Annotated in this window: 19 protein-coding genes; 12 read left to right on the top strand and 7 right to left on the bottom strand. The window is 73.2% G+C overall.

The genetic code is table 11. The features are described from left to right. Window positions 1-4: 4 nt before the first annotated feature. On the bottom strand, window positions 5-1,087 hold the full coding sequence (locus ABZ854_RS15480; RefSeq protein ID WP_361210018.1) for a hypothetical protein: 1,083 nt from the start codon (window positions 1,085-1,087) through the stop codon (window positions 5-7). A gap of 94 nt (window positions 1,088-1,181) precedes the next feature. On the opposite strand from ABZ854_RS15480, the gene ABZ854_RS15475 reads away from it, so the two are divergent. The 8 genes from ABZ854_RS15475 to ABZ854_RS15440 all read left to right on the top strand — a co-directional run bounded on the left by ABZ854_RS15475 (window position 1,182) and on the right by ABZ854_RS15440 (window position 7,683). Then, window positions 1,182-1,625 (top strand): MarR family winged helix-turn-helix transcriptional regulator, encoded by a 444-nt coding sequence (locus ABZ854_RS15475; protein ID WP_361210015.1) that lies wholly within the window; start codon window positions 1,182-1,184, stop codon window positions 1,623-1,625. A 69-nt stretch (window positions 1,626-1,694) separates the two neighbouring features. Then, a complete protein-coding gene (locus ABZ854_RS15470) occupies window positions 1,695-2,375 on the top strand; it encodes a sulfite oxidase-like oxidoreductase (RefSeq protein WP_361210012.1) in 681 nt (226 codons plus the stop codon). After that, entirely contained in the window at window positions 2,368-3,150 is a 783-nt protein-coding gene (locus ABZ854_RS15465; RefSeq protein ID WP_361210009.1) for a ferredoxin reductase, read from the top strand. The genes ABZ854_RS15470 and ABZ854_RS15465 overlap by 8 nt, the downstream gene beginning before the upstream one ends. A gap of 205 nt (window positions 3,151-3,355) precedes the next feature. Continuing rightward, complete coding sequence (locus ABZ854_RS15460) at window positions 3,356-3,940, top strand: hypothetical protein (protein ID WP_361210006.1); 585 nt, start codon at window positions 3,356-3,358, stop codon at window positions 3,938-3,940. 60 nt (window positions 3,941-4,000) lie between these two features. Continuing rightward, window positions 4,001-4,969, top strand: coding sequence for an acetylxylan esterase (locus ABZ854_RS15455; RefSeq protein ID WP_361210003.1), 969 nt, complete (start codon window positions 4,001-4,003; stop codon window positions 4,967-4,969). A 65-nt stretch (window positions 4,970-5,034) separates the two neighbouring features. After that, on the top strand, window positions 5,035-5,439 hold the full coding sequence (locus tag ABZ854_RS15450) for a nuclear transport factor 2 family protein (protein WP_361210065.1): 405 nt from the start codon (window positions 5,035-5,037) through the stop codon (window positions 5,437-5,439). A gap of 107 nt (window positions 5,440-5,546) precedes the next feature. Further along, complete coding sequence (locus ABZ854_RS15445; protein ID WP_361210000.1) at window positions 5,547-6,713, top strand: serine hydrolase domain-containing protein; 1,167 nt, start codon at window positions 5,547-5,549, stop codon at window positions 6,711-6,713. A 130-nt stretch (window positions 6,714-6,843) separates the two neighbouring features. Then, window positions 6,844-7,683 carry a GntR family transcriptional regulator gene (locus ABZ854_RS15440; RefSeq protein WP_361209997.1) on the top strand — a complete coding sequence of 280 codons (840 nt, stop codon included), beginning with the start codon at window positions 6,844-6,846 and terminating at the stop codon, window positions 7,681-7,683. Here ABZ854_RS15440 and ABZ854_RS15435 read toward each other — a convergent pair. Both ABZ854_RS15435 and ABZ854_RS15430 read right to left on the bottom strand, forming a co-directional pair. Beyond that, window positions 7,653-8,402: a class I SAM-dependent methyltransferase gene (locus ABZ854_RS15435; protein ID WP_361209995.1), complete on the bottom strand. Its 750-nt coding sequence runs from the start codon at window positions 8,400-8,402 to the stop codon at window positions 7,653-7,655. The two genes, ABZ854_RS15440 and ABZ854_RS15435, sit on opposite strands and share 31 nt — an antisense overlap. A 4-nt stretch (window positions 8,403-8,406) precedes the next feature. Then, window positions 8,407-8,970, bottom strand: coding sequence for a PadR family transcriptional regulator (locus ABZ854_RS15430; RefSeq protein WP_361209992.1), 564 nt, complete (start codon window positions 8,968-8,970; stop codon window positions 8,407-8,409). 73 nt (window positions 8,971-9,043) lie between these two features. Between ABZ854_RS15430 and ABZ854_RS15425 the strand changes: the two genes are divergently transcribed. Continuing rightward, window positions 9,044-9,442 carry a nuclear transport factor 2 family protein gene (locus ABZ854_RS15425; RefSeq protein ID WP_361210062.1) on the top strand — a complete coding sequence of 133 codons (399 nt, stop codon included), beginning with the start codon at window positions 9,044-9,046 and terminating at the stop codon, window positions 9,440-9,442. 19 nt (window positions 9,443-9,461) lie between these two features. Here ABZ854_RS15425 and ABZ854_RS15420 read toward each other — a convergent pair whose 3' ends face one another. Then, window positions 9,462-10,694 carry a cytochrome P450 gene (locus tag ABZ854_RS15420; protein ID WP_361209989.1) on the bottom strand — a complete coding sequence of 411 codons (1,233 nt, stop codon included), beginning with the start codon at window positions 10,692-10,694 and terminating at the stop codon, window positions 9,462-9,464. 451 nt (window positions 10,695-11,145) lie between these two features. Between ABZ854_RS15420 and rho the strand changes: the two genes are divergently transcribed. Beyond that, window positions 11,146-12,297, top strand: coding sequence for a transcription termination factor Rho (rho, locus tag ABZ854_RS15415; protein ID WP_361209986.1), 1,152 nt, complete (start codon window positions 11,146-11,148; stop codon window positions 12,295-12,297). 110 nt (window positions 12,298-12,407) lie between these two features. Next, a complete protein-coding gene (locus ABZ854_RS15410) occupies window positions 12,408-13,598 on the top strand; it encodes a D-alanyl-D-alanine carboxypeptidase family protein (protein WP_361209983.1) in 1,191 nt (396 codons plus the stop codon). 22 nt (window positions 13,599-13,620) lie between these two features. Here ABZ854_RS15410 and ABZ854_RS15405 read toward each other — a convergent pair whose 3' ends face one another. Beyond that, window positions 13,621-14,550: a glutaminase gene (locus ABZ854_RS15405; RefSeq protein ID WP_361209980.1), complete on the bottom strand. Its 930-nt coding sequence runs from the start codon at window positions 14,548-14,550 to the stop codon at window positions 13,621-13,623. A gap of 262 nt (window positions 14,551-14,812) precedes the next feature. On the opposite strand from ABZ854_RS15405, the gene ABZ854_RS15400 reads away from it, so the two are divergent. Continuing rightward, window positions 14,813-16,486, top strand: coding sequence for a right-handed parallel beta-helix repeat-containing protein (locus ABZ854_RS15400; RefSeq protein WP_361209977.1), 1,674 nt, complete (start codon window positions 14,813-14,815; stop codon window positions 16,484-16,486). Here ABZ854_RS15400 and ABZ854_RS15395 read toward each other — a convergent pair. Next, entirely contained in the window at window positions 16,420-17,847 is a 1,428-nt protein-coding gene (locus ABZ854_RS15395; RefSeq protein ID WP_361209974.1) for a UDP-glucose/GDP-mannose dehydrogenase family protein, read from the bottom strand. The two genes, ABZ854_RS15400 and ABZ854_RS15395, sit on opposite strands and share 67 nt — an antisense overlap. After that, window positions 17,838-18,908 (bottom strand): UDP-glucose 4-epimerase GalE, encoded by a 1,071-nt coding sequence (galE, locus tag ABZ854_RS15390; protein ID WP_361209971.1) that lies wholly within the window; start codon window positions 18,906-18,908, stop codon window positions 17,838-17,840. Before galE ends, ABZ854_RS15395 begins: the two co-directional genes overlap by 10 nt. Between the last annotated feature and the right edge of the window lie 2 nt (window positions 18,909-18,910).

Below are 18,910 nucleotides of genomic sequence, written 5' to 3'. Positions count from 1 at the left end.
TCCTTCAGACTCCGACGGTCTCCTCGGCCTCTTCCTCGGCCTCGGCCTCTTCCTCGGCCTCGGCCTCTTCCCGGGACAGAGCGGCCACGGCGGTACGCGGCTCCGCGACGGCCGCATGCCCGGGCGTGTGCTTCCCGGCCCGCTCATGCAGGGCTGCGACGGCGGTGACCGCGAGGCCGGCCAGGAGCCAGACCGTCAGCGTCAGCACGTTGTGTGCGACTCCGTCGCCGTCGAAGTACAGCAGGCCTCGGATGCCCTCGACGAAGCCCGCACCGTTCCAGAAGGAGTGCAGGGCGCCGAAGAAGCCGTTCTGCAGCTCGGGCCGGAACAGCCCGCCGGAGCTGGTGAAGTTCAGCATCACGAAGAGGACCATCATGGCCAGCGTGGTCCACCGCTTGAGGAAGGTGTGCAGGCCGACGCCGATGAACAGGATGCCGGCCGAGTACAGCCACGCCATCCCCCACAGGCCCGCGAGTCCGTGGTGCGCGAGGTGGAACACCGGCCCGGCGAGCAGCACGCCGATGCCGCTGACCACCGCGGAGACGCCGAGCGCCAGCAGCGCCCGTATCCGCATGGCGAGCGCCCCGCCCGCGGCGCCGAGCGCGGCGACGGAGGCGTAGGAGCCGATGCTGAGCGCGATCAGCAGGAAGAACAGGCCCTGCCCGGTGGGGTCGTCGGACACCGGCCTGGTCACGTCGGTGACCTTCAGCGGCACGCCCTCCTGGTCGGCGACCGGGGTGAAGACCCGCTCAACGGCCGTGGCTCCCATGTCGGAGGCGGCGCTGGCCACCATGAGCTCGGGGGCCTCGGCGCTCGGCACGTAGGCGCCGGTCACCTGCCGGTCCCTGAGCAGGTGGACGGCGTCGGAGCGGGTGGGGACCGTGCGGACGTCGAGCCTGTCCCCGCCGGTGTCCTTGACGGTCTGGGCGAGCACCTTCGCCTGCGGGCCGGCGCCGACGACGGCGACGGGCAGGTGGTGCGGCTCCGGGGTCACGAAGGCCCCCATGTACGCGAGCCCCATGCCGAGGCACATGAGCAGCGGGGTGATCAGGTGTGTGAGCACGTGACGCAGGGCCGGTGACCTCATCGCGGGCACCCTCCAAAGATCGTCGAAAGGTTGGCTTATACAACTCTCATTTCAAGTTGTACTATACAACTACAACGTCGGAGGAGGTATTCCCGTGACAGCAGCACAGCGGGCCGTGGAGACCATCCAGCGCGAGATGACCATCTTCGCCCGCCGGGCCCGCGCCTCGGCCGGACGCATGCACCCCGAGCTGTCGCTGGTGTCGTACACGCTGCTCGGCCACCTGGAGGAGAGCGGCGGCTGCCGGGCGACCGACCTCGCGGCACACTATGCCCTGGACAAGTCCACGGTGAGCCGGCAGGTGGCCGCACTGGAGCGGGCCCGGCTGATCGAGCGGCGCCTCGATCCCGAGGACCACCGGGTGCAGGTGCTGCACCTGACGGGGGCCGGCGAGGAGATTCTCGCCCACGTCACCCGCAGCCGCCGGGCCGCCTTCCTGGAGCGGCTCGCGGACTGGCCGGAGGAGGACCTGACCCGGTTCGCCGCCTATCTGGAGCGCTACAACGCGAGTCCACCGGACCCCGCGCCGGTGGACTGAGTCCCGGTACCGGAGGCGACGGCACCGACCTGGGGCGGAGCGCCCCTGACGACGACGTACGGTTGAACCATGAACATCACCCGAGGCTTCACGGGCCGCTCGCGCCTCCGGCCCGCCGGTCTGCCGCCCGGGCAGTACGACGCGAGGGACGACTGGCCCGTCCTGTCCGCCGAGGTCACCCCGGACCTCGCCGCCGCCGACTGGTCCTTCCGCGTCGACGGCCTGGTGGAGCGGCCGCACGCGTGGGACGCCGCGGGCGCCCGGGCGTTGCCGGCCTCGGCGTACGAGGGTGACATCCACTGCGTGACCGGCTGGTCGAAGTTCGGGGTGCGCTTCGGCGGCGTCTCGCTGGACGCCTTCTTCGAGGTCGTCCGGCCCCTGGCGAGCGCGACCCACGCGATCGCCTACTCCCACACCGGCTACACCACGAACCTGCCGATCACGGACCTGACCGGCGGCCGGGCCTGGATCGCCTGGGAGTACGACGGCCGGCCGCTTCCCGCCGAGCACGGCGGCCCCGCGCGTCTGCTGGTGCCCCACCTCTACTTCTGGAAGAGCGCCAAGTGGATCGCGGGGATCACCCTCCTCGACCACGACGAGCCGGGCTTCTGGGAGACCAACGGCTACCACCCGCGCGGCAACCCCTGGGAGGAGCAGCGGTACGCGGGCGACGGAACGGACGGGGCGGGCAAGGACCCGGACGACCGTCCCGCAGGTCCCCCGGCGGACGGGGCGGTGGCGCGTGACTGACCGGACGGCGGTGCGGACCTTCACTCCGCCCTTCACTCCCCCGACGCGTTTCGCGGTGCCCGGCCGCATCGCGGTGAGCGGCGAGGCGGCGACCGCGTGGCAGACCGCGACGCTCACCGGCATACGGCGGGAGACGCCGCGCGCGGCCACCTTCCGCCTCGCAGTGCCGCGCTGGGCGGGGCACCTGCCCGGACAGCACCTGATGGTGCGGCTGACCGCCGCCGACGGTTACACGGCCCAGCGCCACTACTCGATCGCGTCCGCGCCGGACGACTCCGGGCACATCGAGCTGACACTGGACCACGTGCCGGGCGGGGAGGTGTCGGGCTGGTTCCACACGGTGGCCAGGCCCGGTGACACCGTCGAGGTGCGCGGGCCGCTGAGCGGCTTCTTCGCCTGGCCCGGCGACCGGCCCGCGCTGCTGCTCGGCGCCGGCTCCGGCGTCGTACCGCTGATGTCGATGGTCAGGCACCACCGGGCGTGCGGCCTCGCCGTGCCGCTGCGCATGCTCGTGTCGGCGCGCAGCCCCGAGGAGCTGATCTACGCACGGGAACTCGGCGCGGAGACCACGCCCGTGTTCACCCGCAGCGCCCCGGCCGGGGTGCCCGTGGGACGGATCACCGCCGTCCATGTGGTGTCACTTCTGGGCGAGCAGTCGGATGATGGGTGGGAGGCGTACGTGTGCGGCTCCAACGGGTTCGCCGAGCACGCCTCGCGACTGCTCGTCGCGGCGGGCCGGCCCGTGGACCGGATCCGCGTCGAACGCTTCGGCTGAGCGCGCCGGTCGCGCGCGCCCGCCGCACCCGCAGCCGTGGGGCGCGTGTCGTCGCCCGTGCTCCAGGTGGGCCGGAAGTAGCGGTTCCCAGGATGAGCGAGGGGCTCCGTACGGGGTACGAGACCTGTGTGGACGCTCGGGTGCGGGGACGGCGGACCGATGACCCGGTTCGCGGCCCTCCCGCTCCGGCGGCGAGGAGGTGGACATGCGTACCCGGGTGCTTGGCTGGCGCTGGCGGCGCAATCCGCTGCGGCGCCGGTCGGACGTGGTGGAGGCATGGACGACGCTGCTGGTCGCCGTCCTGCTCGTCGTGGTGGCACCGCTGGTGGGGGTCGCGGTGGGCCTGCACGCCCACAGCGAGGCCCAGGCGGTGGCGGTGGCGCAGCGGTCCGAACGGCACAAGGTGCACGCCGTGGTGGTCGGCGGCACGCCCGAACGCCTGCCCGCGGTGCAGGGCGACCGCGATCACGGCTATCAGGCGAAGGTGACCTGGACGGAGCACGGGAAGGGCAAACACACGACCACGGCGCGGGTACCGGCGGGGACCCGGGTCGGTGACGCGGTGGACGTGTGGTTCGACAGCAAGGGCCGGAGCGTCGCCCCGCCGCCCGACGACGTCGCGGTGTGGCAGCACACGGTCACCATCGGCCTGTGCGCCGGCGGCGGCGCCGCGGGCGTCGTGCTCCTCGGCTACGCCGTCGAACGCCGGATCGCGCTGCGCCACCGGCTGACCGAATGGGAACGGGAGTGGGCGGACACCGGCCCCCGGTGGAACCAGCCCCGCGCCTGAGCGCCGGCCCCTGCACGTACGGTGAGGTCCCGCAGTCACCCTTCGCGAAGGCGGTTGCCGATGGCCTTGTTCGACCTCCCCCTCGACGAACTCCGCAAGTACCGCAGCGAGTCCACCGTGCCCGGGGACTTCGACGCGTTCTGGGACAAGACGCTGCGGGAGACCCGCGAGCACGACCTCGACGCGCGCTTCGAACGGGTGGACACGGGCCTGTCCACGGTGCAAGTCCACGACGTGACGTTCGCCGGGTTCGGCGGCCACCCCGTCAAGGGCTGGCTGCGGCTGCCGGCCGGGGCGGCGGAGCCGCTGCCGCTGGTGGTGGAGTTCATCGGCTACGGCGGCGGGCGCGGACTGCCGCACGAGAACCTGCTGTGGGCGTCGACGGGCCGGGCGCACTTCGTGATGGACACCCGCGGCCAGGGCAGCGTCTGGGGAGCCGGCGCCGGCACCCCCGACCCGGTGGGCTCCGTCCCCGGCTACCCCGGGTTCATGACCCGGGGCATCGACGCGCCGGAGAACTACTACTACCGCCGGGTGTTCACGGACGCCGTCCGCGCGATCGAGGCCGCCCGGGCGCACCCGCTGACCGACGCCTCCCGGACCGTGGCGTTCGGCTCCAGCCAAGGTGGCGGGATCACCCTCGCCGTCGGGGGCCTGGTCCCCGACCTCGCCGCCGTCGCCCCGGACGTGCCGTTCCTCTGCGACTTCCCGCGCGCGACGACGCTGACGGACCGGCCCCCGTACCGGGAGATCGGCCTGTTCCTCAAGACGCACCACGGCCACACGGCCGAGGTGCTGCGTACGCTCTCCTACTTCGACGGCGTGCACTTCGCCGCCCGCGGGCGCGCCCCGGCCCTGTTCTCGGCGGGCGGGGAGGACCAGACCTGCCCGCCGTCGACGGTGTTCGCCGCGTACAACGCCTGGGCGCACGAGGACAAGACGATCGAGCTGTACGACTTCAACGACCATGAAGGCGGCGGCCCGTTCCACGAGGCGGTGAAGCTCCGCTGGCTGCGGTCGTACATCTGAGGAAGCGGGGAGCAGGGCGGCCGGGCGCGAGAGGGCGGGGTTCAAAGATGACGGAGGACGGCGGGATGGACACGCGGGCGGCGGCCGAGCGGTTCGTCCGTGTCTGGGAGCGGGCGTGGGCCGCGCACGACGTGGGGGCGCTGGTCGAGTTGTACGCCGAGGAGTGTGTGCACCGGTCGATGCCGTTTCGCGAGCCGCACCGCGGCCGGGACGCGCTCGCCGCCTATCTGCGCTGGTCGTTCGCCGAGGAACGGGTGGCCGACGTGCGGTTCTCCGCGCCCCTCGTCGGGCCGGACGGGGTGGCGGTGGCGGAGTTCCGGGTGCTCGGTGATGAGGGCGGCGCCGAGTCCGCGCTGGCGGGTTGCGTTTTCGTGCGCTTCGACGAGGCGGGGCGGGCCGTGGAGACCCGCGACTACTGGCACACGGCCGAGGGGCACCAGGAGCCCGCGGGCAGGCTGTTCTTCCTGTGAACCTGCGGGGCCCTCGCACCCTTCCCCCCAGTCCGACCAGTCGGTATGTTCTGGAGGGCCCGGGCCACGGGTGGCGGCCCGGCCTTTCCGGCGACCACGGAGGTCCGATGCCGACTCGGCAGACACAGGTGCACGGTCACTGCGACGCCAGGTTCACGGCGGTGCGGCAGGCGTTCGAGGAGAACTTCGCCGAGCGTGGCGAGCTGGGCGCCGCCGTCGCGGTGAGCATCGACGGCGAGCCCGTCGTGGACCTGTGGTCCGGCTGGGCGGACGCGGACCGCACCCGGCCCTGGGAGCGCGACACCCTGGTCAACGTGTGGTCGACCACCAAGGGCCCGGTGGCACTGTGCGCCCACATCCTGGCCGACCGTGGACTGCTGGACTTCGACGCCCCCGTGGCCGCGTACTGGCCGGAATTCGCCGCCGCCGGGAAGGAGCGCGTGCTGGTACGGCACCTGCTCTCGCACCGCGCCGGCCTCTGCGGTCTGCGTGAGCCGCACAGTCTCGACGACCTGTACGACTGGGAACTGACCACCTCGAGGCTGGCGGCCGCCGAGCCGTGGTGGGAGCCGGGCACCCGGTCCGGGTACCACGCGCTGACCTACGGCTTCCTGGTGGGCGAGGTCGTACGGCGGATCTCGGGACTGCGCCCGGGGGCGTTCCTGGAGCGGGAGGTGACCGGGCCGCTCGGGATCGACTTCACCGTCGGCCTGCCGGAGAAGGAGTCCGGCCGGGTCGCCGAGCTGATCCATCCGCGGGCCCGGTCCGGCGGCGGACAAGCGGCCGCTTTCGGCCAGTTGATGCCGGAGGCGATCGCCGCGCTGGCCAACCCGCTGGTGGGCGCGGCCCAGGCGAACACACCCGAGTGGCGCGCTGCGGAGATCCCGGCGGCCAACGGGCACGGCACCGCGCGGGCCGTCGCCGCGCTGTACGGCGTCTTCGCCGGGCGCGGCTCGTACGGCGGGCGGCGGATCCTCTCCCCGGAGGCGGCCGAGCGGGTGCGCGAGGGGCAGGGCGGCTGCCGCGACCTGGTCCTGGGGGCGGGCTTCGAGCACGAGACGGAGATCGGGCTCGGGCTGTGGCTGAGCGGCACCAACGGCTCGTACGGGCCCAACCCGCGGGCTTTCGGACACGACGGGTTCGGCGGCTCCTGCGGACTCGCCGACCCCGAGGCGGGCGTGGCCCTGGGCTACACGATGAACCGGATGGGGCCGCACATCGCCGACGACCCGCGCAAGACGGCTCTGGTCGAGGCGGTCTACAGCGTCCTGTGAGCGGGGGGTCGCGCGGGTGGGTTTCGGCCGAACCAGTAGGCTGCTCTTCCCTCGTGGTTTAGACCAATGTTAGATGTGGTCACGCAATGAGCCTCTTCGGCTACGTCTTGTCACCAACAGGAGGCGCGGCATGGCCCGCACCACCCCCCACGTACCCGCGACGACCGAGGACCGGCCGCGCGATCCCGCTCCGCCCGCCGACGCGCGGCCGTCCGGCGACGGGCGGCAGTACGACGACGGGCCGCCGGCGTCCCGGCAGCCGGACGACCAGCCCCTGTACTGGCGGGTCGCGACGCTGCTGCTGGACGAGCTGCGCGACGGCACCATACCGCCGGGTGAACGGCTCCCGGCAGAGCGGCATTTGGCCGCCCACTTCCGGGTGAGCCGGGAGACCGTACGGCAGGCACTGGAGGTGCTGCGCCGCGGCGGCCTGGTCGCCACGGACCGTAGGGGCAGTCACGCGACGCTGCCGGGCCGTCCGGTCGAGGACCCCGTGTCCCTCGCCTTCCCGGTGGGGGCGCGTTCCGCGGACCCGTGCGCGGTGGACCGGGCCACGGTGACCTGGGAGGAGCCGCCGCCGGAACACGCCGCCGCGCTGGGGCTGGCCCCCCACCGGCCGACCCTGGTGCACCGCTACCGGTCGGCGACGCCCGACGGCCGCGCCCTGCGCACCGCCGTGACCTCCTTCTCGGCGGTCGCGCTGACCGAGGTCGCCGAGCTGGGCCGCTACCGCGACCGCGCGGACGGATCGGCGGAGGCCCAGCTCAGGAGGGTCTACGACTGGATGCGCAAGGCCGGTCTGACCCTGCACCACCGGGACTGCATCACCCAGCTCGGCGACGCCACCGCGGTCCGGGTCACCCGGCGCGTGCACGACCAGTTCGCCCGCCCGCTGGAGATCACCGACCTGGTGGTGAACGCGGAACGGGACGCGCTGGTCTACGAGTTCACGCTGCCCGCGGCCGTCTGAGCGCTGCGGGCCACCAGCAGCCGGGCCCGCGGGCCGCCGTCGGAGCGCCGTCCGAACTCGGGCAGGGCGTACAGGTCCACGGTGAAGCCCGCGTGCCCCAGCTCCCGCAGGATGTCTCCGAGCCGGAAGGCCCGGTAGTACATGACGAACGGCGGCCGCCACACCGCGTTGCGCACGCGCATCATCGCGTCGAAGCCCAGCAGCGTCCAGTACGCCGGGTGCGAGGGGCGGGGCGGGGCGAGCACCGGGAAGGCGAAGTGGCCGCCGGGCCGCAGCGCCGAGCGCACCCGGGCGAACAGGCCGGGCAGCTCCCGGGGCAGGAAGTGGCCGAACGCCCCGAAGCTGACCACGAGGTCGAATGCGGCCGTGAACGGCAGCGCGCGGGCATCGGCCCGCACCCAGGAGACGTCCGGCGCCCCGGCCGGGACCCGGCGCCGGGCGACGTCGAGCATGCCGGCGCTGAAGTCGACACCGGTGACGCGGCGGCGGCAGATCCCGGCCAGCACGTCGACCCCGGCGCCGGTGCCGCAGCACAGGTCCAGCCCGTCCTCGTAGGGGCCGAGCGGGGCGAGTGCCTTCGCGACGGACTCCAGCAGCGGGCCCGGCGTCCGGAAGGGGGTGTGGTCGAACTTCGGGGCGAGCAGGTCGTACCCGTGCTCGACCGACGACAGCGCCTGCGCGGCGAGTTCACGGAGCGTGGGGCCTTCGGGGCTGAACATGGGGTCAGCCTAGGGTCACGCGCTGCTGGAGGACTCCGAGGACGCGGTCGCACCAGCGGAGGTTCTCCTCCTCGAAGGAGATTCCGGCGAGCAGGGTGAGGTACGGTCCGATCCGTTCGGCGTCGCGCAGATACTCCTCCTCCGTCCGGCCGCCAAGGAGGCGCTGGCGCACCCGCTGGTAGCGGTCGAGTTTGCCCTGCGCCCAGCCCCTGCGCTCCTCGACCAGCGCCCGGGTGACCTCGGGATCGCCGCCGTCCATGGCCTGGATCTTGATGAGCAACTCGTCACGGACGGCGGTGGGCCGCCTGGGCGGCGCGTCGGCGAAGGCCCGCAGACCGGCGCGGCCGGACTCGGTGAGCGTGAACATCCGCTTGTCCGGCCGCCGTTCCTGGCGCACGGTCCTGGCCTGTACGAGACCGTCCTGGGCGAGGCGCTCCAGCTCCCGGTAGAGCTGCTGGGGGGTGGCGGGCCAGAAGTTCGCGAACGAGACGTCGAACAGTTTGGACAGCTCGTAGCCGGAGGCCTCGCCCTCCAGCAGGGCGGCCAGGACGGCGTACTTGAGCGACATGTGGACACGCTAGCAGCCGGTGACTACTCTCATCCGCACCTATTCAATTAATTGACTATGCGGGGTGATCCGAGTGCGCGCGTTCCGCGAGGCGGTCGAGGCCGGGGACCTGAAGGCCGTCGAGGCACTGCTGGCGGAGGACGTCGTCTTCACCAGCCCGGTCGTCTTCAAGCCGTATCCGGGCAAGGCGATCACCGCGGCGATCCTGGGCGCGGTCGCCCAGGTCTTCGAGGACTTCCGGTACGAGCGGGAGCTGGCCGGCGCCGACGGCCGTGACCACGCGCTGGTCTTCCGCGCCCGGGTGGGCGACCGGGAACTGAGCGGCTGCGACTTCATCCACCTCGACGAGGACGGCCTCATCGACGAATTCATGGTCATGGTGCGCCCGTTGTCGGGAGCCCAGGCCCTGAAGGAGGCCATGGGCGCCCGGTTCGAGCAGATCGCGAGGGAGGCGGAGGCGCGGTCCGCGTGAGGACCGGCGCGCCGGGGCTTCAGGGCTTCAGGCGCACCGGCAGCGCGCGCACACTGTTGCCGACGAAGCTCGCGTGCCGGCCCAGTTCCTCCTCCGGCAGGGCGAGGTCCAGCCCGGGAAAGCGCTCGAACAGCCGCTCCAGGGCGACGGTCGCCTCCAGCCGGGCCAGCGGAGCGCCCAGGCAGTAGTGGGCGCCGTGCCCGAGGGACAGATGCCGTACGGCACCGTCGCGGGCCGGCCGGCGGACGTCGAAGCGGTCGGCGTCCGGGCCGTGCACGGCGGGGTCCCGGCCGGCGGCGGAGTACCCGGCGAGCACCGGAGTGCCGGCCGGGACGAGCGTGCCGTCGACGGTGAGGTCCCGGACCGGGTAGCGGAACGGGAAGTAGCTGACCGGCGCGTCCCAGCGCAGCGTCTCCTCCACCACGTCGGCCCAGCTCGCGCCGCCCGCCCGGACCAGGTCGAGCTGGCCGCGGTGGCCGCACAGGGCGCGCACGGCGTTGGTGATCAGGTTCAGCGTGGTCTCGTGCCCGGCGACGATCATCAGCAGGAGGGTGCCGATCAGCTCTTGCCCGTCCAGCCGGCCGCCCTCCTCGTCCCGGGCGGCGAGCAGGGCGCTGGTGAGGTCGTCGCCGGGCCGATCCGCCTTCTGGGCGGCGATCTCGGCGAGGACGGCGAGGAGTTCACGGTTGGCGGCGACGGCCTCGGCGGGTCCGATGTCGGTGGCGACGACCTGGCTGCTCAGCTGGTGCAGCCGCGCCCGGAACCCGGCGTCCACGCCGAGGAGTTCGCTGATGACCGCCATCGGCAGCGGCAGCGCGAAGTGCCGACGCAGATCGGCGATGTCCTCGCCCCCTTCGGCGGCCCGTTCCAGGCCGTCGAGCAGATCCGCCGTCAACTCCTCCACCCGGGGACGGAGTTCCTCGACGCGGCGCGGGGTGAAGGCACTGCTGACCAGTGACCGCAGTCGCCGGTGGTCCTCTCCGTCGGCGGTGGTCATGCCGGGCACGGTCGCGAACGTCCGCAACGGCCACCCCTCGGGTATGCGCCCCTCGTGCAGCGCGGTGAAGTGCCGGGCGTTCTTGGCGACGTCCGGGTGCTGGAGGAAGGCGCGGAGCGCCTCGTGCCCGAGGACGGCCATCCCCTCGATGCCGCCCGGCAGTTCGACCGGGGCCACGGAACCCCGGGCCAGCAGCCGCGCGTTGTCGGCGTGGGGGCAGCCGCCGGCGGGGTCCAGGCGGTGTGGGCGTCTCATGGGCGTGGACTCCACCGGCTCTCCTGGCGGTCGTGGGAACGGGACGCGACAGAGCGATCGTAGAGGCGACCGGGGCACCGGGGTATCGGTCGGTCCGACGCAGCCGTGACGGGGACCGGGCCCCGGCCCCCGGCCCTGGCTCTGGCACTGGCCCTCCGGCCCGGGAACAGAACGAAACGGCGGCTTGTTGACATCCCCAGGGCCGGCGCTATAGTGCGATCAGCACCGCTGCGCGCCCCGTCGTCAGGGCGCCGGTGCGGGTCTTTTCCAGTCGCACGGCCGTCGCTTTCCCGCCGGCCCGGCTTCTTCTCAGCACCACCTCGTGACCTGGCCTTCTCTCGCCGTACCGAGGTGCCGTTCCCGCCGCCCGGAGGCAGACGTACCCGCCTCCCGCTCGCGGCCTCTCCCCCCTTCGCCTCCTGTCTTCCCGTCCGTGAAAGGACCACCACCCATGACCACCACCACACTCGAACACCCACCCGAGACCGGCCAGGCCCCGGCCGACCGGATCGTCACCGGCGTCCTCGACATCGACACGCACGGGAAGGGGCACCTGAGGGCTTCGAACTGCCTGGCCTCCCCGGCCGACCCTCAGGTCTCCCCCGCCCTGATCCGCCGTCACGGCCTGCGCCGGGGCGACCTCGTCGAGGGCGTGCGCGGAGAACGGCGTGCCCTGACCGAGATCACCCGCATCGGCGGCCGGGCCCCGGGCGCGCTCAAGGACAGCCGCCATTTCCGGGACCTCACCCCGCTGCACCCGCACCGCCGGATCCGGCTCGAACACCCGGCGTCCGGACCGGCCGGACGCCTCACCGATCTGTTCGCGCCGGTGGGCAAGGGCCAGCGCGGGCTCATCGTCGCCCCGCCGAAGAGCGGCAAGACCGTGCTGCTCCAGCAGTTCGCCGCCGCCGTCGCCGGCAACCACCCCGAGAGCCGGCTGATGGTCCTGCTGCTCGACGAGCGCCCCGAGGAGGTGACCGAGATGCGCCGCTCGGTGCGGGGCGAGGTGTACGCGTCCACCTTCGACCGGGCGCCCAAGGAGCACATCGCGCTCGCCGACCTCGTGATCGAGCGGGCCAAGCGGCTCGTCGAGGAGGGCGAGGACGTGGTGATCCTGCTGGACTCCCTGACCCGGCTGTGCCGGGCGCACAACAACGCCTCCGCCGCCGGCGGCCGTACGCTGAGCGGTGGCGTCGACGCGGGCGCGCTGATCGGACCCAAGCGGTTCTTCGGCGCCGCGCGCCAGGCCGAGGAGGGCGGCTCTCTCACGATCCTCGCCACCGTCCTGGTGGACACCGGTTCCCGCGCCGACGGCTACTTCTTCGAGGAGCTGAAGAGCACCGGCAACATGGAGCTCCACCTCGACCGGGAGGCCGCCGCCCGCCGTGTCTTCCCCGCCGTGGACATCGCCCTGACCGGCACCCGGCGCGAGGAACTCCTGCTCGACCGGGCGGAGTTGGCCGGCGCGCGCGGTCTGCGCCGGGTTCTGGGGTCGCGGGACGGCGGACCGGCCGGCCTGGAGACACTGCTGCGGCGGCTGCGCGAGACACCCGACAACGCCACCTTCCTGCGGCGCGTGCAGCCGACCCTGCCGGAGCGGTGACGGCACCAGGCGCGCTCGGCGCTTCCGCCCTCGGCGCTCGGCCGTTCGGCCGTTCGGCCGTTCGGCCCAGACGGCGCGAGACCCGGCCCAGCCGTTCGTACGTTAATCATATGATTACCGGACTTTCTTCTCGGACGGTCTCCTCCGCCTGTGCCCTGTGCGTGGCCGGCATGCTGGCGCTGGCCCCGACCGCCGCCTCCGCCGGGCAGCGGATCATGGAACCGGCGCCGCCCCGGCCCCGGGCGGCCGTGCCCCAGCCGGCCCTGCTGTACAGCTCGGGCGTCCAGGTCCGGCCGCACCGCGGGGCACCGGCCCTCCCGGACGTGTCCGCGCTCTCCTGGCTGGTCGCAGACGCCGACACCGGCGAGGTGCTGGCCGCGCATGACGCCCACAGCAAACTGCCGCCCGCCAGCACGCTCAAGACGCTGTTCGCCCTGACCGTGCTGCCCGGCCTGCCGAGCACCATGCGGCACACCGTCACCCCCGAGGACCTGGCCGGCATCGGCCCGGGCAGCAGCCTGGTCGGCATCGAGGAGGGGCACACCTACACGGTGGCCGACCTGTGGCGGGGCGTCTTCCTCGCCTCCGGCAACGACGCCGTGCACGTCCTCGCCTCGCTCGGCGGCGGCTGGGAGGCCACGGCCGCCAAGATGCAGACCAAGGCCCACGCCCTGGGCGCCCTGGACACCCACGTCGTCTCCCCGGACGGCTACGACGCCCCCGGCCAGGTGTCCTCCGCGTTCGACCTCGCGATCTTCGGCCGCAACGGTCTGCGCAACCCCGACTTCGCCCGCTACTGCTCCACGGCCGTGGCCCAGTTCCCCGGTGACGGGTCGTCGTACGGGATCGCGAACACCAACCGGCTGCTCACCGGGGCGAACGGGGTGGAGCCGTACCCCGGGGTGATCGGGGTCAAGAACGGCTACACCAGCAATGCCGGCAACACCCTGGTCACCGCTGCGCGCCGGAACGGCCGCACGCTGATCGTGACCGTGATGAACCCGCAGGCCGGCGGCGGCTACACCGTCTACCAGGAGGCGCGGTCACTGCTGGACTGGGGCTTCGGGGCCGCGGGGCTGGTCGACCCGGTCGGCTCGCTGGACGGGCTGCGCGCCACGCCCCGACAGGCGCCCGCCGCCACACCGGTGGCGGCGGCCACGGCCGTCGAGCCCGACGACGACTCCGCGTGGCCGGGCACCCTCGGCGTCGCGGCCGGCACCGGACTGGCCGGCCTCGGACTGGGCACGGTCGGCCTGACCCTGCGGGCCCGGCGTAAGCGCGCCCACGGCGAGGAGGGCTGACGCCCGGCGGCCCGCGCGGTGTTCAGAACACCGACAGCCCCGTGAGCGTCGTGAACCGGTCCAGGGCCGCCACCCCGGCCACCGAGTTGCCCCGCTCGTCGAGGCCCGGGCTCCACACGCACAGCGTGCAGCGGCCCGGCACCACCGCGATGATCCCGCCGCCGACACCGCTCTTGCCGGGCAGCCCCACCCGGTAGGCGAAGTCCCCGGCCGCGTCGTACGTCCCGCAGGTCAGCATGATCGCGTTGATCTGCTTGGCCTGGCTCCGGGTCAGCAGCCGGGAGCCGTCGGCGCGGATGCCGTGCCGGGCCAGGAACGTGGTGGCGAGGGCCAGGTCGGCGCAGGAGGCGGCGATGGAGCACTGCCGGAAGTACTGGTCGAGCAGGACCGGCACCGGGTTGTCGATGTTGCGGTAGGACGCCATGAAGTGGGCGAGGGCCGCGTTGCGGGAGCCGTGCGCGGTCTCGGAGGCGGCGACCTCCGCGTCGAAGTCCAGCCCGGGGTTGCCGCTCTCGGCCCGCAGGAACGCCAGCAGTTCACCGGCCGCGTCCCCGGTCCGGGTCTGCAGCCGGTCGGTGACGACGAGCGCGCCCGCGTTGATGAAGGGGTTGCGCGGGATGCCGTTCTCGTACTCCAGCTGCACCAGCGAGTTGAACGGGTTGCCGGAGGGCTCGCGGCCCACGTGCTCCCAGAGTTCGTCGCCCTCGCGGGCCAGGTCGAGCGCGAGCGTGAAGACCTTGGTGATGGACTGCGCCGAGAACGGCTGCCGCCACTCCCCCACCCCGTACACGGTGCCGTCCGGCTCCGCGACGGCCATGCCGAAGCTGCGCGGATCGCAGGCCGCGAGGGCCGGGATGTAGTCGGCGGACCGGCCACGGCCCGGGGTGCGGTCGATCTCCGCCTGGATCCGGTCCAGAACCGGTTGGAACTGCGAGGACATGAGCGTCATCATGCCGCACTGCTGACCCCGCCGACCGCCGGGCCGCACCGGGCGACCGGACCGTCCGCCCGCGGCGCCGAAACGCCGCCAATCAGGCGTGTTGTGCACCGGCACCCGCGTGCTGGCACGCCCCGCGGCGGTCCGCACGTCAGGGTGAGTCCCACGGTCTCCGTGGATCGGGGTCCGTTCGGACATCGACCCGGCAGGAGGGGCAGTGCGGCGGCGGAGAGACGACAGGGGAGCCACCCGGAGCGGGGAGGCGGAAGCGGCGGTCGTGGCGCCGCGGCGCGTGCGGGCCGCGTTGGGCCTGTGCGCGGCGGTGGCGCTGCTCGCCGGATGCGGCGGCCTGCCCTCCCCGCACGTTCCCGTGCGGGAGAACGCCCAGGGCGGACGCGACTTCTACCTCAGTCCCCACGGCGACGACCACGCCGACGGGCGGACCCCGCAGACCGCCTGGCGCACGCTGCGGCGGGCGGACACGGTCCGGCTGAAGCCGGGCGACCGGCTGCGACTGCAGGGCGGCGCGCGGTTCTCCGGCACGCTGAGCGTCGGACCGGGAGACGCGGGCGACTCCCGCAGCCCGGTCGTGATCGAGTCGTACGGCGACGGCCGCGCCATCGTCACTGCCGCCGGTACGCGGGGCATCGAGGTGCACGACACCAGCGGCATCGTCATCCGTGACCTGGTCCTCGCCGGGAAGGGCACCTCCTACCGGGACCAGGACGGCATCTCCTTCGTCAGCGACCTTGCCGGCAGGCGCAAGCTGCCGTACATCCGGGTCTCCGGTGTCGACGTGTCCGGCTTCCGCAACGGCATCCGGCTGCACGGCGGCCCCGAGGGATCGGGCTTCCGGGACGTGGGGATCGACGACTGCGCCGTGCACGACAACAAGGACGCGGGTCTCGTCGCGGACGGTCCCGCCTTCGACGCCGACGCGCCCGTCTACGCCCACGAGAGGCTGACCGTCTCCAAGGTGGTCGCGTTCAAGAACGCCGGCGACCCGGCCGCGTCCCGCAACACCGGCAGCGGGATCGTCCTCGGCAGCGTCAGCCACGGCGTGGTACAGGAGTCGGTCGCCCACGACAACGGCGGATCGTCCTCCGCCGACGCCATGGAGGGCCCCGAGGGCATCTGGACGTACGACTCGACGCGCATGGTGTTCCAGCGCAACGTCGCCTACGACAACCACACCGGCTCCCAGGTGGACGGCGGCGGCTTCGGCCTGGACAACAACGTGTCGTACTCGCTGATGCAGTACAACCTGTCGTACGGCAACGACGGCGCCGGATTCCTCGCGTACTCGGCCGTGCCGAACCGGGCCCACACCGACAACGCGATCCGCTACAACATCAGCCGGGACAATGGGCGCAAGCTCCAGGACTACGGCGGCATCGTGGCGCTCGGCTCCTGGGTGGCCAACCTCGCGATCTACCAGAACACCGTGCTGGCCTCGGCGAACGGCTCGGTCCGGGCGCCCGCGCTGCGGCTCCAGCCGAACCTGGGCGCGGTCTCGGTGCGCAACAACGTGTTCGCCACCGACGGCGTGCCCGTGGTCGCGGCCCAGGGGCACTTCGACACCTCCGAGGTCGAGATGCAGGGCAACGACTACCACAGTTCGACCGGCTGGACCCTGCAGTGGGGCGACCGCTGGTACGCCGATCTGGCCGCGTGGCGCCGGGAGTCGGGCCAGGAGACGCAGGGCTCGCGGGCCACCGGTACCGCCGCGGATCCCTGTCTCACCGAGGTACCGCTGTCCACCGGCGGCCCCGGTGTGCGCGGCGGCGGGGCGACGCGGGGCGCACTGGTCTCCCGGTGCGCCCACGCGCTGGCGGGTGCCGCCGTGGATCTGCGGTCCCTGGGGATCGACCCCGGGAAGGCCGACTACGCCGGGGCGCCGCTGACCGGCTCCCCGGCGGTGGGGGCCGTGCAGGGAGCGCCCAAGGCGTGAGGGATCGTCACCCGGACCGGCTCGCCGTGGCCCGGCTGCGGGACGGGGGCGGGGCGGCCGAGCGCCCGGACGTGCCAGCCGGCCGCGTGCCAGGTCGCCGTGTCCAGCGCGTTGCGCGCGTCGAGCAGCCGCGGGACCCGGACCACCTCGGCGAGCCTGGCCGGGTCGAGCGCGCGGTACTCGCGCCACTCCGTCAGGTGCAGCACCAGTTCCGCGTCCCGGCACGCCGTCATGACGTCCGTGTGGTACGCCGGGCCGGGCAGCACGGCCCGCGCATTGTCGACGCCCTCCGGGTCGTGCACGCGGACGTCGGCTCCCTGGGCGGCGAGTTCGCAGGTGACGGCGAGCGCCGGCGAGTCCCGCACGTCGTCGCTGTCCGGTTTGAAGGTGGCGCCCAGTACGGCGATCCGCCGTCCCGCGAACGTGCCGCCGAGGAGCTGCCGGGCCAGGTCGACGGTGCGCAGGCGCTGCCGCTCGTTGATCCGGTCGACCTGCCGCAGGAACGACACCGCCTCTCCGACCTGGAGTTCCTCGGCGCGGGCGAGGAAGGCGCGGATGTCCTTGGGCAGGCAGCCGCCGCCGAAGCCGAGGCCGGCGGAGAGGAACCGGCGCCCGATGCGCTCGTCGTGGCCGAGGGCGTCGGCCAGCGTCACGACGTCGGCGCCGGCGGCGTCACAGACCTCGGCCATGGCGTTGATGAAGGAGATCTTCGTGGCCAGGAACGAGTTGGCGGCGACCTTCACCAGTTCCGCGGTGGCGGGATCGGTGCAGATGTAGGGGACCCCGGCACGCAGCATCGGATCGTAGACGGCGCGCAGCAGCCGGTCGGCATGCGGTGTGGTCACCCCGGCGACCAGGCGGTCGGGACGCAGTGTGTCCTGGACGGCGTATCCCTCGCGGAGGAACTCCGGGTTCCAGGCGAGGTCGATCTCGACGCCGTCCCGGGCGCCCGCGGTGACCCTGCGGCCCAGCGCGCGGGTCGTGCCGACGGGCACGGTCGACTTGCCGACGATCAGGCTGTCGCGGGTGATCTGCGGAACCAGTCCGTCGACGACCGCCTCGACGTGGCTGAGGTCGGCGGCGAGGGAGTCGGGCCGCTGCGGGGTGCCGACACAGACGAAGTGCAGTGCGGCGAAGTCGGCGGCCTCCTCCAGGGAGGTGGTGAAGCGCAGTCGGCCGGTCCGGGTGTGCCGGGCGAGGAGTTCCGGCAGGCCCGGTTCGAAGAACGGGGCCCGGCCCGCTGCGAGGGCCGCGGTCTTCGTGGCGTCGGTGTCGACGCCCAGGACCTCGTGGCCGATCTCGGCCATGCACGCGGCGTGCACGGCTCCCAGGTAGCCGGTGCCGATGACGGTCAGCCGCATGGGGTTCCTCCTGTCGTGGGGTCACCGGCGCGTGAAGGCCGGCCTGCGTAGCCGTCGGGGTTGAGTTCCTGGAACCGCCAGGCGTCGCGGCACATGGCGGTGAGGTCGCGGGTGGTGCGCCAGTCCCAGGCCGCCGCGACCGCGCCAGCGTCGGCGACCAGTTCGGCGACGTCGCCGGGCCGGCGGTCGACGATCCGGTACGGCACCGGGCGGCCGCTGGCCTCGCCGAAGGCGGCGACGAGCTGGAGCACGGAGGTGCCGGTGCCGGTGCCGAGGTTGAACACCCGCAGGCCCGCCTGGTCGTCGAGGTGCCCGACGGCGATGCGGTGTCCCTCGGCGACGTCCATGACGTGGATGTAGTCGCGGACGCCGGTGCCGTCGGGCGTGGGGTAGTCGTCGCCGAAGACGTCGAGCCGCTCCCGGCGGCCGACGGCGACCTGGGCGACGTAGGGCATGAGGTTGTCGGGGACGCCCCGCGGGTCCTCGCCGAGCAGTCCGCTCGGGTGGGCTCCGACCGGGTTGAAGTAGCGCAGGGCCAGCACCTTCATGTCCGGCAGGTGGTCGCACACGTCCCGCAGGATCCGCTCGCAGGCCAGCTTGGTGTGTGCGTAGGGGTTGGTGGGGGCGACGGGGCTCCGCTCGGTGAGCGGTACGGTCGGTGCCTCGCCGTAGACGGAGCAGGAGGAGGAGAACACCAGCCGGTGGACGTCGTGGTCGTGCATGACGGCCAGCAGGGCGCAGGTGCCGCCGACGTTGGTGTCGTAGTACTCGACGGGCCGGGCCACCGACTCGCCGACCGCCTTGTGGGCGGCGAAGTGGATGACCGCGTCGACGGGGTGTGCGGTGAAGACCTCGGAGAGGGCGCGCCGGTCGCGGACGTCGACGCGGTAGGCGCCGGCGAGGGGCCGGCCCGCCGTCTTGCTGATGCGGTCCAGGGCGCGGGGCGAGCTGTTGACGTGGTTGTCGACGACGACGACTTCGTAGCCGTGGGCGAGCAGTTCGACGCAGGTGTGGCTGCCGATGAAGCCTGCGCCGCCGGTCACCAGGACCGTTTCGGGCATGG

This window comes from Streptomyces sp. NPDC047028, assembly GCF_040644095.1.
Classification (GTDB): domain Bacteria; phylum Actinomycetota; class Actinomycetes; order Streptomycetales; family Streptomycetaceae; genus Streptomyces.
Note: the sequence above shows the minus strand (reverse complement) of the source record. Positions and strands in the feature narration are given on the sequence as shown.